General features: G+C 56.7%; 14 protein-coding genes. 10 read left to right on the top strand and 4 right to left on the bottom strand.

Translation table 11 applies throughout. The annotated features are described in order from the left end of the window. Nucleotides 1-26: 26 nt before the first annotated feature. Complete coding sequence (locus H7849_RS00900; RefSeq protein WP_186743568.1) at nt 27-1,109, bottom strand: energy transducer TonB; 1,083 nt, start codon at nt 1,107-1,109, stop codon at nt 27-29. Between the two features lie 472 nt (nt 1,110-1,581). Between H7849_RS00900 and galE the strand changes: the two genes are divergently transcribed. After that, a complete protein-coding gene (gene galE, locus H7849_RS00905) occupies nt 1,582-2,568 on the top strand; it encodes a UDP-glucose 4-epimerase GalE (protein WP_186743569.1) in 987 nt (328 codons plus the stop codon). Between the two features lie 138 nt (nt 2,569-2,706). Beyond that, a complete protein-coding gene (locus H7849_RS00910; protein WP_186743570.1) occupies nt 2,707-3,276 on the top strand; it encodes an outer membrane protein in 570 nt (189 codons plus the stop codon). 4 nt (nt 3,277-3,280) lie between these two features. On the opposite strand, the gene H7849_RS27230 is transcribed toward H7849_RS00910, so the two are convergent. Next, nucleotides 3,281-3,394, bottom strand: coding sequence for an MFS transporter small subunit (locus tag H7849_RS27230; protein WP_432756516.1), 114 nt, complete (start codon nt 3,392-3,394; stop codon nt 3,281-3,283). A gap of 1 nt (nt 3,395) precedes the next feature. Next, on the bottom strand, nt 3,396-4,775 hold the full coding sequence (locus tag H7849_RS00915; protein ID WP_186743571.1) for an L-lactate MFS transporter: 1,380 nt from the start codon (nt 4,773-4,775) through the stop codon (nt 3,396-3,398). A 270-nt stretch (nt 4,776-5,045) separates the two neighbouring features. Here H7849_RS00915 and acs point away from each other — a divergent pair, with 270 nt between their 5' ends. Then, nucleotides 5,046-7,013, top strand: a complete 1,968-nt coding sequence (gene acs / locus H7849_RS00920; protein ID WP_186743572.1) for an acetate--CoA ligase — start codon at nt 5,046-5,048, stop codon at nt 7,011-7,013. Nucleotides 7,014-7,025: 12 nt separating this feature from the next. Here acs and H7849_RS00925 read toward each other — a convergent pair whose 3' ends face one another. After that, entirely contained in the window at nt 7,026-7,577 is a 552-nt protein-coding gene (locus tag H7849_RS00925; RefSeq protein ID WP_186743573.1) for a YybH family protein, read from the bottom strand. An 80-nt stretch (nt 7,578-7,657) separates the two neighbouring features. On the opposite strand from H7849_RS00925, the gene H7849_RS00930 reads away from it, so the two are divergent. From H7849_RS00930 to H7849_RS00960, 7 genes are all read left to right on the top strand, one after another. After that, nucleotides 7,658-9,100, top strand: coding sequence for a dicarboxylate/amino acid:cation symporter (locus tag H7849_RS00930; protein WP_186743574.1), 1,443 nt, complete (start codon nt 7,658-7,660; stop codon nt 9,098-9,100). 150 nt (nt 9,101-9,250) lie between these two features. Then, the gene (gene dxs / locus H7849_RS00935; protein WP_186743575.1) at nt 9,251-11,140 is read left to right on the top strand and encodes a 1-deoxy-D-xylulose-5-phosphate synthase; all 1,890 of its coding nucleotides are present in this window, start codon (nt 9,251-9,253) and stop codon (nt 11,138-11,140) included. Nucleotides 11,141-11,322: 182 nt separating this feature from the next. Next, complete coding sequence (locus H7849_RS00940; protein WP_186743576.1) at nt 11,323-11,847, top strand: DUF2127 domain-containing protein; 525 nt, start codon at nt 11,323-11,325, stop codon at nt 11,845-11,847. Nucleotides 11,848-12,205: 358 nt separating this feature from the next. Beyond that, complete coding sequence (locus tag H7849_RS00945) at nt 12,206-12,646, top strand: division/cell wall cluster transcriptional repressor MraZ (protein ID WP_186743577.1); 441 nt, start codon at nt 12,206-12,208, stop codon at nt 12,644-12,646. A 23-nt stretch (nt 12,647-12,669) separates the two neighbouring features. Beyond that, nucleotides 12,670-13,581 carry a 16S rRNA (cytosine(1402)-N(4))-methyltransferase RsmH gene (rsmH, locus tag H7849_RS00950; RefSeq protein WP_186743578.1) on the top strand — a complete coding sequence of 304 codons (912 nt, stop codon included), beginning with the start codon at nt 12,670-12,672 and terminating at the stop codon, nt 13,579-13,581. Nucleotides 13,582-13,739: 158 nt separating this feature from the next. Continuing rightward, a complete protein-coding gene (gene ftsL, locus H7849_RS00955) occupies nt 13,740-14,252 on the top strand; it encodes a cell division protein FtsL (protein ID WP_186743579.1) in 513 nt (170 codons plus the stop codon). A 39-nt stretch (nt 14,253-14,291) separates the two neighbouring features. Next, nucleotides 14,292-16,649: a penicillin-binding protein gene (locus H7849_RS00960; RefSeq protein WP_349627449.1), complete on the top strand. Its 2,358-nt coding sequence runs from the start codon at nt 14,292-14,294 to the stop codon at nt 16,647-16,649. Nucleotides 16,650-16,657 lie beyond the last annotated feature (8 nt).

Consider the following 16,657-nt stretch of genomic DNA (forward strand, 5'->3'; position numbering starts at 1 on the left):
TCCAAAAACAACCATTGGCAATGTTTTTAGGCAAGCTGGAAGCTGATGTGTATCACGCTCACCTGATCAACGGGCGCGCCATTCTTGGTGGCTGGCTTGAAGCGAATATGCTCGGCCGCCAGCATCGCCTGTTGATCGAGTCCGTGTCCAAGCCCGTTTACAACACGTATAACCTGGACCTGTCCGGAGGCGGTAAAGCGGACTTCAAGTGTCACATCGCCTTCAATCTTCAATTGTTTCGCTTCAGCAGTGTACTGAGGAAGCGGTTTCGCAACGACCACCAGAGGAGTCGTTGCAGGCTCCTGGACCTTGGCGGTGTGCGTATCGCTGGATGCGGCGCTGGCGGGAGTGCCAAAGTTGCCTACCGCGACTGTTCCGTGGCTTCCCGGAGTACCAGTACCTCCTACTACGCCGTTGCTGAAGCCAGCCGATGCAACCGTGCCACGGTCCTTTCCGCCGGGAACGCCATTAGCGACACCGGAGCCAAACGCTGTACCGTGCACGCTACCCTGACGGGCCGCTCCTGCGCCCTGTCCTAATCCGGGTGCGGCACTGAAAGATCCTACGGCGGCTATGTTCGCGGGCTTCGATGCATTGGGATTCGGCGTGACTCCAACCGGGTCACCAAATCCGCCAGTCTTTATGGTCGGGGCCGCAGTGTTGTTGGCTACCTGCGTTGGCGCAGCGCTCTTAAAGAGCCCAACCTTGGGCTGCGGGGGAGGCGCAACAGCCTTTGGGGGCGCCGCGACCAGATGTGGTGTCTCTGGAGTTGGGAGCTTTACTACTTGAGGCTTTGGCGGTTCCGGCTGAGGTTTCGGCGGGATAATTTTCGCCTGCTGCGGTTGCACCTTGGGCGGCGGCGGAATGACCTTTACCTTGGGAACGGGCGGGACATATGGCTTAGGCTGCTCAACGGGGAAGACCAGCTGCGTCGTCTGATATTGGTGTGCCTTTTGCTGATGCACCTGAGCCATAGTGAGCAGGATCAGGATGGCTCCGGCCAGGACGTTGACTGCGGTACTGACCCCGAAAGAGCCGAAACGACCTTGTGGTTCGGGAAGAAGGCCTAAATTCGCACGATTTAGCAGATCGTTATTGTTACTCGCCATATACTCATTGCTTCAAAGGTTCAATGTAGTTGCGTGTCTTCTTATAAAACAGACGCAAAAAAGCAGTCGCTGTTGTGATTTTTCTGCCATCCCAGAGCGTCTTCCGAGCCTCGTACGAACCTGAAACACACGACTTCTCTCCTGGTAAATCAGTAGCAATGCAGCTTCCAAATTCCCGGAGTTGATTGGTGATCGTACAATATCGCACCTGGACACATTTGAAAGTTAAGAATGTGCAGTCTCAGCCATTTCTTATATTACAGAAGTAACGCCGCTAGTAACCAGCTTAGCAGGGGCGCTATCCCTGGAGATACTGCGTAAACATTACCGCAGAAACGATAGCCTCGATGTAATTTTTTTCGGCGACGCGTGTTCCCTATTTGACGCCATAAAGGCGGAGACGGTTGCCTCAGCAAGATCCAACCTGGATGAAGAGAAGTGGCTATAATTCATAGCGATACGAGGAGATAGCGTGAACCTTCTAGTTACCGGTGGGGCGGGTTATGTCGGAGGCACGGTTGCCGAGCTTTTATTGAGGAAAGGGCATGAGGTAGCCGTGTATGACAACCTGTGCCACGGGCACCGGTCGATGGTTCCCAAGCAAGCAGAATTCATCGAGGGTGACATTGCTGACCGTTCTAAGTTGGACCAACTGTTTTCTTCCCGGACATTTGATGGAGTGATGCATTTTGCGGCGCTCATCGAGGCGGGAGAAAGCATGCGGCGGCCCGAGCTGTACTTCCGCAGCAACTCCGCTGGAACGCTCACACTGCTGGAATCGATGCTGGCGAACGGCGTCAGACGGCTGGTCTTCTCTTCAACGGCTGCTGTGTATGGCGAACCGGAGTCTACGCCGATCCGCGAAGATGCTCCGTTGCGGCCCACGAATGCCTACGGCGAGTCCAAGCTGCTGGTCGAGCAGATGCTCACCTGGATCAACCGCATTCATGGATTTCGCTATGCGAGCCTGCGGTATTTCAATGTTGCGGGCGCAATCGAAGGCCGGGGTGAAGCGCACGAACCGGAATCGCATCTGATTCCGCTGATCCTGGACGTTGCTCTGGGCAAGCGGAAGAATATCAAGGTGTTTGGCAGGGACTATCCGACGCCTGATGGAACCTGCATCCGCGATTACATTCATGTGCAGGATTTGGCAGAGGCTCATCTGCTGGCGTTTGAGGCTCTAGCCGATCGTGACCGGCTGATCTACAACATTGGCAATGGACAGGGGTTTTCCATCCGCGAGGTGATTGAATCGGCGCGGCGCGTGACTGGCCATCCGATCCCGGTTGAAGAAGCGGAACGCCGGCCAGGCGATCCGGCTGTTCTGATTGCGAGCGCGGAGAAGATCGAGCGCGAACTCGGCTGGCGGCGTGCGTTCGACAAACTGGAAGACATTGTCGCCAGCGCCTGGAAGTGGCATCCGCAACGCTATACGATGCTGGGCGCATCGCAGTAGCCAGCCGATTTTTCCTGAGGCGTAACAGAAGTCGGGTTACAATCCAGAAAATTCCCCCCACTGTACGAGACAGGTCGCTCAAGCGATCTTCAATTTGCAGTACTTGCAGTTTTCTATCAGAGAACAGGGTTACTGTGCATGCCGAAGAGTTTTCTGCTCGTTGTGTTGGGTCTTGGTCTGCCTATTCCTCTTCATGGTCAGGTTGTGGGATCTGCCGAGGAACCCGCGGGTCTATGGTATGCGGGCGCTGAGTATTCGCGATTGAATCCGGACTACTGGGCGTATCCAACCGTATACATGAATGGCTTGAGTGTGTACGGCGGATACAGACTCGACATCAGGCCGCACACCGGGTTTGGCGTGGAGGGAACATGGCGCACTCTGCTCGACAGAGATCAAGGCACGCGGGAACAAGACAGCTTCAGTGCGAGCGGCAGATACATCTTCCGTGCGAGTCGATTCGCGCCTTTTGGGAAAGTCGGTGGCGGATTCGGTCACTTTCGGTCGGGGAATAGAGAGCAGCCAAATCCGAATTCGGGCCAGAACGGAGTGCATTTTGTGGGAGCGTTTGGGGCCGGGATCGATGTTCGCGTGACAAGATACGTTTATGTTCGGCCACTCGAATGGGAGCAGCAGGTCTGGAGCTTTTCTCCAAACTTGCTTGCACCCCACTCGTTCAGCTTTGGCGCTGCCTACCGTTTCCGCTAGAGGGCTAGCGGAAAAGCTTCATCGCACTGAGCACGGTGTTGTAGACACCCCAGGCTGCGGGGATGCACACGAGCAGCCAGGCCAGCGCGATGAGAGTAGGTGAACTTTTCTTTTCCATTTCAGTGTCCTCCTGCAGCGGCAGCCGGTGCTTCGCTCTTGATCCAATACTTTTGCGGGACCGCACGGACGAGCAGGTTGGCAAGGAACCCTACAATCAGCAGGCCGACCATGATGTGCAGCACGAGTTGATAGGCGCCGGCGTGATCGACTCCATGCTTGATCTGGGACTCACGCATGTAGTTCACCAGCACGGGGCCGAGGATTCCTGCAACCGACCATGCGGTAAGCAGGCGTCCATAGATCGCTCCGATGTTGTAGGTGCCGAAGAGGTCCTTGAGATACGCCGGAGCAGTTGAGAAGCCTGCGCCGTAGATGCTGAGCATGATTCCGGCAGTCAGCACGAAGAGACCGATACTGTTCATGTGCGCGGCGCTGGTATAGGGCAAGATGGAATAGCCGATAATCGCGAGGCCGAGCAGGATCATGAAGGTCGCCTTGCGACCGATGAAGTCGGATACGGTAGACCAGAAAAATCTGCCCGCCATGTTGAAGAGGCTTAATACGCCGACGAATCCGCCGGCGGCAATGGCGGTGATGCCGAAGAGGTCCTGGATCATGGGCGAGGCCTGCTCCAGGATGCCGATGCCTGCGGTGGTGTTCATGCAAAGCACGATCCAGAGTAGCCAGAACTGCGGCGTGCGAAAGGCAGGACCGACGGCTACGCCGTGCGTCGTAACCATTCCGGAAGCTGCGGGCTTGGGCTGCCAGCCTTCGGGCTTCCAGCCCGGCCGCGGCACACGCACCAGCGCTGCGCCAAATGCCATGAAGCAGAGATAAAACGTGCCCATGACGAGGAACGTCTTTTCGACGCCAACGTCGGTGGGCGTGTGGAAGAAGGCCATGAGCTTGACTGCAAGCGGCGAGCCGATCATGGCTCCTCCGCCGAAGCCCATGATGGCCATGCCGGTCGCGAGGCCGGGACGGTCTGGAAACCAGCGAATGAGCGTGGCTACTGGAGCGCTATAGCCGAGCCCGAGTCCCATGCCGCCGATGATTCCATAGCCGAAATAGACGAGCCAAAGCTGATGAAGATGAACACCGAAGGATGCGATGAAGAATCCCAGGGCGAAGAGGACTGACGCGTAGGCCATAGCGCGGCGCGGGCCTTCACGCTCAAGCCAGGGGCCGAAGAATGCCGCTGAGAGCCCGAGCACGCCAATGGCGAAGGAGAAGATCCATCCGACTTCAGGTTGGGTCCAGTCACCTGGAGCGGATTTCGTGATGCCGATCAGGTGCGTGAGAGGGATCTTGAAGACGCTGAACGAATATACCTGACCGATAGAAAGATGCACTGCAAGGGCCGCCGGGGGAACAAGCCATCGACTGAAACCAGGCCTGGCAACAGAACGCTCATGATCGAGGAAAGAAAGAAATGCCACTCAAATCCTCCATGTATAGAGAGACGAGTCACAAACCCGACGATGCTAACAACTTCGGGCAAACTCGCGCAAAGAGGAATTTTTGAATAAGAAAATGAATTTTTGAAAAAAGATCGGTTGTTTTGAGCCCATCAACGGCTGGATGTCTGCCTGTATAGACAGGATTTCTCTTGCTTCCAATGCTGCTCAACCTTTAACGTGATTGCGGGCGACGAATTTCAATTTTTCGTGCTTTTATCCTTCATTCAATCAAGAGGTATAGCTAGAGGCATGCCGTCGACGACTACCAGCCCTGATCCGAATCTCGATTCTGTTTTGCGCGAAAATCGCGTTTTTCCCCCTCCAGCCGAGTTTGCCGCGAAGGCTCGTATCAAGAGCCTTACCGAATACGAAGAGAGGTATCGCAAATCCGTGGCGGATCCGGAGAACTTCTGGGCGGAAGCGGCGCGCGAGTTGCACTGGTTTGAACCTTGGGAGAAAGTTCTGGACTGGAACTTGCCCTGGGCGAAGTGGTTTGTGGGCGGCAAAATCAATCTAAGCTACAACTGCGTAGACCGGCATGCCCTGGGAGACAAGCGCGATAAGGTTGCGATCTTGTGGGAGGGCGAGCCCGGTGAGGTGCGCAAGCTCACCTTTGGCGATCTGCACGCAGAGGTGCAGCGCTTTGCCAATGTTCTAAAGGGCCTGGGGATTAAGAAAGGCGACCGTATCGCTGTTTACATGGGCATGACGCCCGAGCTGGCGATTGCCATTCTTGCCTGCGCGCGCATTGGCGCCGTGCATTCGGTCATTTTTGGGGGCTTTGCCGCGCATGCGATTGTGGACCGCGTCAACGATGCGGAGTGCGTCGCGATTCTAACGCAGGATACGTCGTATCGCCGTGGTTGCGAAGTGAAACTCAAGGCGACAGTCGACGAAGCGCTTTTGCAATGCCCGACGGTGAAGGATGTCGTCGTCTATAAGCGGTCTGGGTTGCCAGTGAACATGAAGGCGGGGCGTGATCAGTGGTGGCACGAATTGATGGCGAAAGCCGAGCCGGAGTGCCCGGCGGAGGCACTCGATTCCGAAGACCCGCTCTACATTCTCTACACCTCGGGAACGACGGGAAAACCGAAAGGACTCGTCCACACGACCGGAGGGTATTCGGTTCAGACGTATCTCACCAGCAAGTACATCTTTGACCTGCAGGCCGATGATGTTTACTGGTGCTCGGCTGATATTGGCTGGGTGACGGGCCATTCGTATGTGGTGTATGGCATCTTGCAAAACGGAGTCACGACGCTGATGTATGAAGGCGCGCCGAATTTCCCGGAGATGGACCGCTTCTGGAGAGTTATTGACGCGCATAAAGTCACGATCTTCTACACTGCGCCAACGGCAATTCGCGCGTTCATCAAGTGGGGCGATCATTTCCCTGAGAAGCACAAGCTAGACTCGCTGCGTTTGCTGGGAACGGTGGGCGAGCCTATCAATCCCGAAGCCTGGATGTGGTATCGCGACAAGATCGGCAAGGGGCGTTGTCCGATTGTCGATACCTGGTGGCAGACCGAGACGGGAGCGATCATGATTGCGCCGGTTCCGGGGGCAGTGCCGACGAAGCCGGGATCGGCGACGCGGCCCTTTTTCGGAATTGTGCCTGAAGTGGTTACAAAAGAGGGAACGCCCGTGCCTGCCGGTCATGGCGGGCTGCTGGTAATTCGCCAGCCTTGGCCATCGATGGCACGGACGATTTTCAAAGACCCGGATCGCTACCGGAGCAGCTACTGGTCCGAGATTCCTGGGTCGTACTTCACCGGCGACGGAGCGCGCATCGATGAGGATGGATGCTTCTGGTTGATGGGGCGCGTGGATGATGTGCTGAATGTCAGCGGGCATCGTTTGGGGACGATGGAGGTGGAGTCGGCTCTGGTGGCGCATCCGAAGGTTGCTGAAGCAGCGGTTGTTGGCCGTCCTGACGATTTGAAAGGGCAGGCCATCGCTGCTTTCGTCACGCTGGAGAGTGAATATCAACCTTCAAAAGAACTGAAGGACGAGTTGCGTGCATGGGTGGCGAAAGAAATTGGAGCGCTTGCCCGTCCGGATGACATTCGGTTTACTGAGCAACTTCCAAAAACGCGTTCTGGCAAGATCATGCGAAGACTTTTGCGAGAGCTCGCAACCAATGGCGAGATCAAAGGAGATACGACCACGCTGGAAGATTTCAACGTGATCGCGAAGCTGCGCGAGCAGGACGAGTAGTTCGGCAGAAACTTAAGGAATCTTGCAGCAGTCGCCGGCTGACGGCGGCTCTTCACTGCTGGAATCGAGTACAACCTTCCATTGGCCGTCTGGTTGTTTCTTCCAGACGGTCATATAGCGTCCGCTGGTGGTGACCTGGTTGCCATTTTTGTCTTTGGAGTGGCCTTCGTAGTGGCCCCAGGTATAGCCCATGTCGCCTGCAGGGGACATCTGTCCGCCTTGCGGAGTCCATGTCAATTGGTACTGATCGGGAGACCAAGTGGTCTGCGCAACGATGGCCGCGTGACCGAGCACGGGCGCTTCCTTGTTGCCGAGCGTTACAGCGTCGTCGGCGAACCATGAGGCGAAGGCCTTGCCGCCACCTTTTGCTGTGTCTTTTGCGAATTGCGCTTCGAGCTGAAAGAGGAATGCCACGCCGGGGGAAAGTGTCGGGTCAGTCAGAGCATTCGACATATTCGCGGAAGGAGCCGGCTTGGCCAGCGGATCCAGCTGGACTTGCTGAGCCAACATGGTTGAGCAGAACAGCAGGCCGGCAAGTGAAACAGGCAAGTCAATCGCGCGCATTCTATGACCTCACAGCTTCCGCAGAAGCTGACAGGCTTTATGCTAGCAGCGGAGCGGTATCGTTTGGCAGAGTGAATAAGATGACGGCCACGGAAGTTCTGAGAAGGAACAGTCGCCAGAGCTCGTATTGGCTGGGTACAGCCGGTGCTGTTGTCTATGCAATCGGGATTGTGCTGCAGGCCTGGCAACCGCAAACCGTGGCAGTGACGATGACGCTGCGACTGCTTGCGCTTATTGCATTTACTGCATTTGCCGTGCGAAAGCGCTCGCTGACGGTGTGGATCATCTGGGGGATGCTTGCCGGGGTTGAGTTTGGATTAGACGCTCCAGCGGTGGCTTTGCAGGCACGTGTCTTCAGCGACATCTTTCTCCGGCTGATCAAGGTCATCGTCGCGCCCCTGATTCTGGGCACCCTGATTACGGGCATCGCAAGTCATGGCGAGATGCGCAGTGTGGGGCGACTGGGTCTGAAGTCGCTGATCTATTTCGAAGTGTTGACAACAATTGCGTTGCTGATCGGGCTAGTGGCGATCAATGTGTCGCGGGCCGGAAACGGGATCGAGGCCTCGGCACAACAGGCGCATGTTGCTGCACGCACTGATGTGCGAGTGCAGACCGGAGCACAGCCTGACTCGGCATTGTCGTGGCAGCAGTTTCTGCTGCATGTTTTTCCTGAGAACCTGGCAAAGTCGATTGCCGAGAATCAGATCTTGCAGGTGGCGGTCTTTGCGTTGATCTTCGGATTGGCTTTGGGCCGCCTTAAGGAAGAGCAGCGCGCGCCGTTGCTTCGAGTTGCCGAGTCGCTGACGCAGACGATGTTCGCATTTACGAACATTGTGATGTATTACGCGCCGATTGGTGTCGGGGCAGCGCTCGCGTATACCGTTGCGCATTCTGGACTGGGTGTGATGACCAGCCTGGCGAAATTGCTCGTGACTCTGTATGTAGCGTTGATTGCGTTTGCGCTGATTGCCATGCTGCCGGCGGCGCTGGTCGCTCGTGTGCCCGTGCGAGGATTTCTTTCCGCCATCGCGGAGCCGGCGACGATTGCCTTTGCCACCAGCACATCAGAGGCAGCGCTGCCACGCGCCATGGAGGCGATGGAGGCTTTTGGCGTTCCGCGCAGGATTGTCGGCTTTGTGATTCCCACCGGGTACAGCTTCAATCTCGCGGGGTCGGCGCTCTATCTTGCCATTGCCTCAATCTTCGTGGCGCAGGCAGGAGGCATGCATCTCGGGTGGAAGCAGCAGCTTTTCATGCTGTTTGTACTCATGCTTACAAGCAAGGGTGTGGCCGGGGTGCCGAGAGCGGTGCTCGTGGTGCTGCTGGCTACATCGTCGATCTTTCAGCTGCCACAGGAGCCGATTTTTCTCATTCTGGGGATCGACGCGCTGATGGATATGGGTCGCACGACCGTCAATGTGGTGGGGAATTGTCTCGCGTCGGCTGTGGTGGCGCAATGGGAGGGTGAGTTTCGCAAGGAAGCTCCGGCGGACGAGGCGCTGGCTGCCCTTACGGAGTGACATTCAAGAACTTGATATACTTATACTTCAGAGGAAAGACCTAGAGTTCCAAGGCACCAGGCCCTGTTACAGGGTCTTTTTTGATGGACTGGCAGGAGCAACGGGTCGCGCTTATCCGGGTTCTATAGAGGTAGGCGTTCTTATCGCTGAATGGGACATTTACTCGATACCATCCAATCGCCGGCTGACATCAAGAAGTTCTCCGTCGCCGAACTCGAATCTCTGGCGCAGGAAATCCGCGAAACGCTGATTCAGACACTCTCAAAGACTGGCGGCCATCTCGGACCGAATCTTGGCGTAGTGGAGCTTACCCTCGCCATGCATTTCGTCTTCGACACGCCAGCGGATAAGTTTGTCTTCGACGTCAGTCACCAGGCTTATATTCACAAATTGCTCACTGGACGGCGCGAGCGTTTTGAGACGATTCGGCAAGCGGGCGGGTTGAACGGCTTCATGCTGCGCACAGAGAGCGAGCATGATATTTACGGCGCCGGGCACGCCGGTACTGCGCTTTCCGCGGCGCTGGGCATGGCCGTGGCGCGCGATCTTGCCGGTGGGAAAGAGCATGTGGTTGCACTGGCCGGAGACGCTGCCTTCACGAACGGCATTTCATTCGAAGCGCTGAATAATATCGCCGACCAGACGAAGCGGCTGATTGTTGTGCTGAATGACAACGAGTGGTCGATCGATCGCAACGTTGGTGCGATTGCGCGTTATCTGCACAAGATTGTTACCAACCAGCATGTGAATCATCTGCATGACAGCGCGGCGCGACTGCTGGAGCGCCTTGGCGGCAAGACTGCCGTGAACGTCGTTCGCCGCGCGGAAGAAGCGGCAAAGGGGCTGCTGTGGCCTTCGGTGTTCTTCGAGGAGTTTGGTCTCACGTATTATGGACCGCTCGATGGGCACAATATCGGCTTGCTGATTGAGACTTTCCAGTTTCTCAAGACGCAGGAAAAGCCTGTACTGCTGCATGCCATTACGCAGAAGGGACGCGGCTTTCAGCCGGCACTCGATAAGCAGAAGAAATTCCACGGGCTTGGGCCGTATGACCCGGAGACGGGCGAAACGAAGCCAGTTGGGCAGCAGACGTATTCAGAGGTATTTGCCAACACGCTAGTAAAGCTGGCCGACGAGAACGAAAAGGTTGTCGCAATCACTGCGGCCATGCCGAACGGAACAGCGCTCGATCTCTTCCGTCCGCATCATCCGAAGAAGTATTTCGACGTTGGCATTGCGGAAGAGCATGCTGTGATTTTCGCCGCGGGTATGGCGACGCGGGGTTACAAGCCATTCTGCGCGATCTACTCTACATTTCTGCAGCGGGCATTTGATCCCATTGTGCATGATGTGTGCCTCCAGAATCTGCCTGTGGTTTTTTGCATGGATCGCGGCGGTTTGAGCGGCGATGACGGCGCGACGCATCATGGGCTGTTCGACATCAGCTATCTACGTGGCATTCCGAATATCGTGCACATGGTGCCGAAGGACGAAGACGAGCTATCCGACATGCTCTATACGGCGATGCTGCATGATGGACCGAGTGCGGTGCGCTATCCGCGCGGGACTGGGCCCGGTATCCGGGTGAAGGCACGCCCCGCGGCTCTGCCCATCGGCAAAGCCGAAGTGATTGCCGACGGGGATGATGTAGCCATCTTCGGCCTGGGAGCGCTGCTGCCCATGGCGAAGGAACTGGCGGCAAAGCTGGAGCAGCAGGGGTATTCGGCAGCGGTCATCAATCCGCGCTTCGTTAAGCCGCTCGATCGGGATATGATCGCCCGCTATGCGCAGCGGGTCGGCGTCATCGTTACGTTTGAAGATCACGTGCTGATGGGCGGATTCGGCAGTGCGGTGATGGAGGGGCTCGGCGAAATCCAATTACCGGTTCCGGTAGTTCGCATTGGCTGGCCGGATCGCTTTATCGAGCATGGCAAGGTTGAGCAACTGCGGGCGCGCTACGGCATTAGCGTCGAAGCTGCTCTGGAGAAGCTTGCACCTTATCTGAAAAGGATCTCGCGGCCCAAGGCATTCGCGCGATAAGTACGGCCACGGCAGTTCTTATCGCAGCCGAAGGGAATGCCGCATGCTCGATCAACCTCACTTCAGCCATTGCATCCACTTGACAGCTGACGCAGGTCACCGCACAAGGAGCATGCGCTGTCGCGTCTGACATACGAACAGCTATCGGCGTCCGCACCAGACGACTATGATGAGAAGAGCGCATGACTGAAGTACAGAACGTAACGGCAGCTGAAAGTACCCAGACCCACCATCGGCACGATCGCTGGCTTGCTCTGATTGGCGGGTTCAAGCTGCTGAAAGGCCTGCTTTTCATCCTGCTGGGAATCGGCGCTCTGAAGCTCGTGCATCGCGATATCTCAGACATGCTGTTGCGGTGGCTGATTGACTGGCACTTTGATCCTGAAAGCAGATTCGTGAATCTCGTGCTGGACAAAGCTGCATTGATTGATGCTCACCGCCTGAAGCAGATAAGCATTGCCATCTTCTGCTATGCCGGGCTGGATTTTATCGAAGGCACTGGACTAGTGCTGGAAAAGACCTGGGCCGAGTACCTCACGCTGATTCTTACGGCCTCATTCCTGCCGTGGGAGTTGTACGAAATTATGCGGCATCCGACATGGGTAAAATTGGTACTCACCCTCGTAAACGTGCTGGTTGTGGTCTATCTGGTCTTCTATGTTCAGCGGACTTTGCGCGAGCGCCACAAGAGGCGTGCCGCGAAGTAGGGGAACAATAGGCGAAATCGTGTACCGCGACAGGTCAATTCTGGCAAGTATCGAAGAACAGGCAGGAATCAAATCAGCAAACACCTGATCTAGTGGTTTCTAGATGAGATTGCCACTATGCGTTGGGTTTAATCAAGTCTGATGTTGTCAACCCTTTGTCAGGCTTGAATTTCTCGAATCTCCACAGCAAAACGCTCTTTGACCTCTGCATCTACTGAGTTACGATGTCGGTGGGACTTAGTGGTTAAAAATAGTCTTTTCTGGATACGCAGAGCGGTTTTTGATCAAGTTTGGGTTCATTTTGGCAGATTTTCGCCGATAGGGCGAGAAGAGGCCGGTTTCGAGCAGTCGCAAAGAGATGTTTCGTGGGAATCACACAGCGCGCGTTGACGAAAAAGGGCGGCTCAAGCTGCCGGTGGAATTCAAGCGCCCGCTGACGGAGAACTATGGATCGCTCTTTTACATAACGAGCAAGGATGGCAAGGTTGCCGAGGTCTATCCGCTGAAAGAGTGGGAAAAGATCGAGGAAAAGCTGGCGGCGATTCCGAGTTTTCATCCGGCGAAGAAGAAGCTGATGGGCCGCGTGAACTATTACGGCCAGACGGTGGAGATCGACACGCAGGGCCGGTTGCTGTTGCCGCAGATTTTGCGCGAATCGGCCAACTTGATGACGGATGTGGTGGTTTTCGGGATGCAGAACTACCTGACGGTTGCGAATCACGAAGACTTCAAGCGAAACATCGATGAAAATCCGATGACCGCCGAAGACGAAAAAGAATTAGCCGGATTTGGGCTGTAAACGATGCCCCCAAGGGGGAGCACATGACGGAACGTGAGCGACATGTGCCGGTTCTTTTAAAAGAAGCGATCCGATACCTGAATGTGCGGCCAGGCGGCACCTATTGTGACGCGACGCTTGGGCTTGCAGGGCATTCGACGGCAATGGCGCGGCAACTTGGACCGCGAGGCAAGTTGATTGCCTTTGATCGAGACCCGGAGGCGATGGCCATAGCGCGGGAGCGGCTGGATGCTTTACGCGAGGTGCTCGGTCCGGCGATGCCGGAGGTCGTTCTGCACGATGTGGAGTTTTCGCAGGCGGAGAAGTTGATCGAGCCGGAGAGCCTGGATGGACTGCTGGCCGATTTCGGCGTCAGTTCCATGCAGTTCGACGAGGCGCACAGAGGATTTAGTTTTCAGGCGGATGGCCCGTTAGATATGCGCATGAATACGCGCCAAGGGGAATCCGCCGAACAGGTGGTAAACCAGGCCGGTGAAAAAGAACTTGCCGACCTGATTTACGAATTCGGAGAGGAAAGGAGGTCGCGGAGAATCGCCAGAGCCATTGTCAGGGCCCGGCCGATTACGACAACGGCACAACTTGCCAGAATTGTAGCGGCTGCGGCCCCGGCGATGAAATCGGAGAGGATTCATCCGGCGACGCGGACCTTTCAGGCTCTTCGAATTTATGTCAACGCCGAGTTAGACGAGATTGATGCGCTGCTGGACGCGGCGCCCCGGTTGTTGAAGACGGGAGGAAGGCTGGTGGTAATCAGCTTCCACTCTCTCGAAGACCGGCGAGCGAAAGATGCGTTGCGCGCAGGCGCACAGCAGGGAGTCTACGAAGTGCTGACGCGGAAGCCGGTAACGGCGGAAGCGGAGGAAACGGATCGCAATCCGCGAGCACGCAGCGCGAAACTGCGCGCGGCGGAGAAGAAGAGAATCGGAAAGTTTTAGTTGAAAGATCGGGCCGGGGTCGTCCCACCGTTGTACAAGGCGAAAGTTAGTAAGACGACATCCCGTAAGTCCCTCCTCTAGATAGCGGCCCAGGCCCGGTCGTTGGAGGAGGCAGTGAAGAGTTAGGGAGAGCGAAGCAGCAGTCTGGAGAAAAGAAAATGGCGACACAGGTAATCGCAACCAACGGAATCATAACGGCCCCCCGCCAAAGCATGGAAGCAATCGCGGCCGAGCGAAACCTGTCCCTGTTTGCGCAGCAGCAGCGCGCACGCCGGGGGCCGACGCCGGAAGTTTTCTTTGTGAAGCGCTTCGACAATTCGCGATTGGTCAAGGCTGCCGATCCGCAGCGCGTGCGCGAGATGCGCACCTTTGCCTGCGCGATGGCTGTCTTGTTTGCGCTGGTGATGGTCTATGGCTGGCAGCATTTTTCTTCGATCGAGTATGGTTATCGCGTGGAATCGGAGAAGCAGCAGGTGGTGCAGCTTGAGGAACAAAACCGCCAGCTTCGCCTGACAGAAGCGCAGCTTGCCGATCCGGCCCGCATTGACCGCATGGCGCGACAGCTTGGCCTGAATGTTCCGCAACCTGGTCAGGTCGTTCGTCCGGATGCGAGTGTCGATGGCAACGGGCCGGTGATGGCCAAGATGACGCCTGCGATCCCCCTTCGCTAGGCAATTAGTTTCAAACTTTCTGCCGGAAGGTAGTGCGCGGTGAACCGGTTCTCATTCCATTCCGAGACAAGCCCGGCATCTCAAAACACACAGACGGCGCAGACGGGCGTAGCAACCCCGATGCGTCGTCTGCGCGTGATCTATGTCGTCGCCCTTTTTGCTGTATGGGCGGGATTGATCGGCTTCCGGCTCGTGTGGCTTCAGGTTTTTCGCCATCACGAATTTGTGGAGCGTGCGGCAAAGCAGCAGCAGCGCACTTTTGAAGTAGCTCCCCGACGGGGAATGCTCTACGACCGCAATTTGCATGAGCTGGCGATGACCGTGCTCGCCGACTCGATTTATGCCGTGCCCTCGGAGATTGGCGACGCGCGACCTGCCACTGCGGCGGCGCTGGCGAAGATCGTCCATGTTGATGCAACGGATTCGTTCACTGCGGCGCAGCAGATTCTGGCGCGCTTTAACGCTTCACGAAATTTCGCCTGGGTAGCCCGCAAGCAGGATCCAGAGATTATCAACAAGGTCAAGGCGCTTAACCTCAAGGGCGTCTATGTTCAGAAGGAATTCAAGCGCTTCTATCCCGACAACCAGATGGCCTCAGAAGTTTTGGGCTACGTCGGGCTCGACGACAATGGCCTTGGCGGTCTGGAGCAGAACTTCGATGAAGACCTGCACGGCACGCCGGGTCGAATGCTGACGGCTCTCGATGCGCGCAGGCACGTGCTCGGCAGTGAAGAGAGCGAACCGCTTCCGGGTGAAAACCTCGTCCTCACGCTTGATGCCAATATTCAGTTCATGGCCGAGCAGGCACTGGACCGCAACATGGAGCGGACACACGCAGAAAATGGCACGATTGTGGTCCAGGACCCGCACACTGGGCAGATTCTGGCGCTGGCCATCCGGCCCACGTTCAACCCGAATGATTTTCGCCACGCGACGACAGATCTGTTGCGGGATCTCGCGGTGAGTAATGTCTATGAGCCGGGGTCAACGTTCAAGCCAGTGACCTATGCGGCGGCGCTCGAAGAAAAAGCCATCACTCCGGACACCATCGTGGATTGCGGTGGCGGGCAGATGAACGTCGCCGGTCATACGGTGCACGATGCTCCCGGAGATCATTTTGGATTGGTCCCGGCGTGGAAGGCCCTTGCGGTTTCGAGCAATGTTTGTGCTATCCGTGTGGGCCAACGCGTAGGGCAAGACCGCCTTTACAAGTACATCCGCGCGTTTGGCTTTGGCGAGCGCACCGGCATTGAACTTCCTGCTGAGACGCGAGGATTGCTGGAGCCGTTGAAGCGCTGGGGGCCGGCATCGATGGGCGCGATTCCCATGGGGCAGGAAATTGCTGTGACGCCTGTTCAGATCGTAACGATGGTTTCAACCATTGCTAACGGCGGCACCTACGTTCCTCCTCACATTCTGCTGAAGAGCACAGACCTGATGAAGGATGATCCCAAGCTGAAGCCGGCCGCCTTTCATCCTGAAAGTAGCTTGCCCGACCCATTACCGGAAGGCGCGCATCGTGTGGTCTCAGAAATGACGGCGGCGCAGATGCGGAAGATGATGGAAGACGTGGTGCTCATCGGCACCGCGCACGAGGCGGTCCATCTGAACGGATACAGCGCGGCAGGCAAGACGGGAACGGCGCAGAAGATTGATCCGCACACCCATACTTATTCCAAGACGAAGTTTGTGGCGTCGTTTGTGGGATTTGCTCCAGTGAACAATCCTGCTATCACGATGGCAATCGTGATGGATTCGCCGGATCACAGCATGCATTTTGGGGCGCAGGCCAGCGCGCCCGTTTTTCAAGGCCTGGCGCAGCAGATTCTTGAATATCTGGGTGTGCCCCACGACCAGGAGATGAAGTCTCAGGCTGAACTTGCAAAGAATCAGGTCCCGGTTGTGGAGGATGACCATCCCGAGCAGGGTGACGCGGACTTGAATTCACTCTTTGCGACAGTGAATGATCTTCCGGCAGATGATCCGTTGCGGGCGCCGCAACAGACGCCTGGGCAGGTTGCTCCAGTGGCCAAAGAAGCTGCGCCGACGCAGGTTGCTGCCAGTGCAGCCGAGCCAGTCCAGCATTCGGCATCGCCGACGACGGCATTCGCCGAGACCGTGAGTCCAAAACCATTAGAAACGCCAGCACCTGCGCCACCGATGCCTGCGAGCGCTCCCCTGGCTCCGATTGTGAATGGCTCCGTAATCGTAAATGCGGGCAGGCGGGTTGCTGTGCCATCGCTTGTCGGAGAGCCTGTGCGCAATGTGGTTGAGCAGGCTGGTTCGATTGGACTGGGCGTGCAGGTGCTGGGCACCGGCATTGCACGCGAGCAGGCTCCCGCCGCAGGAACGATGGTGCCGACGGGCACGGAGATTGTCGTGCGCTTTACCCGCTGATCTAGAAT

The organism is Alloacidobacterium dinghuense, assembly GCF_014274465.1.
GTDB classification, from domain to species: Bacteria; Acidobacteriota; Terriglobia; order Terriglobales; family Acidobacteriaceae; genus Alloacidobacterium; species Alloacidobacterium dinghuense.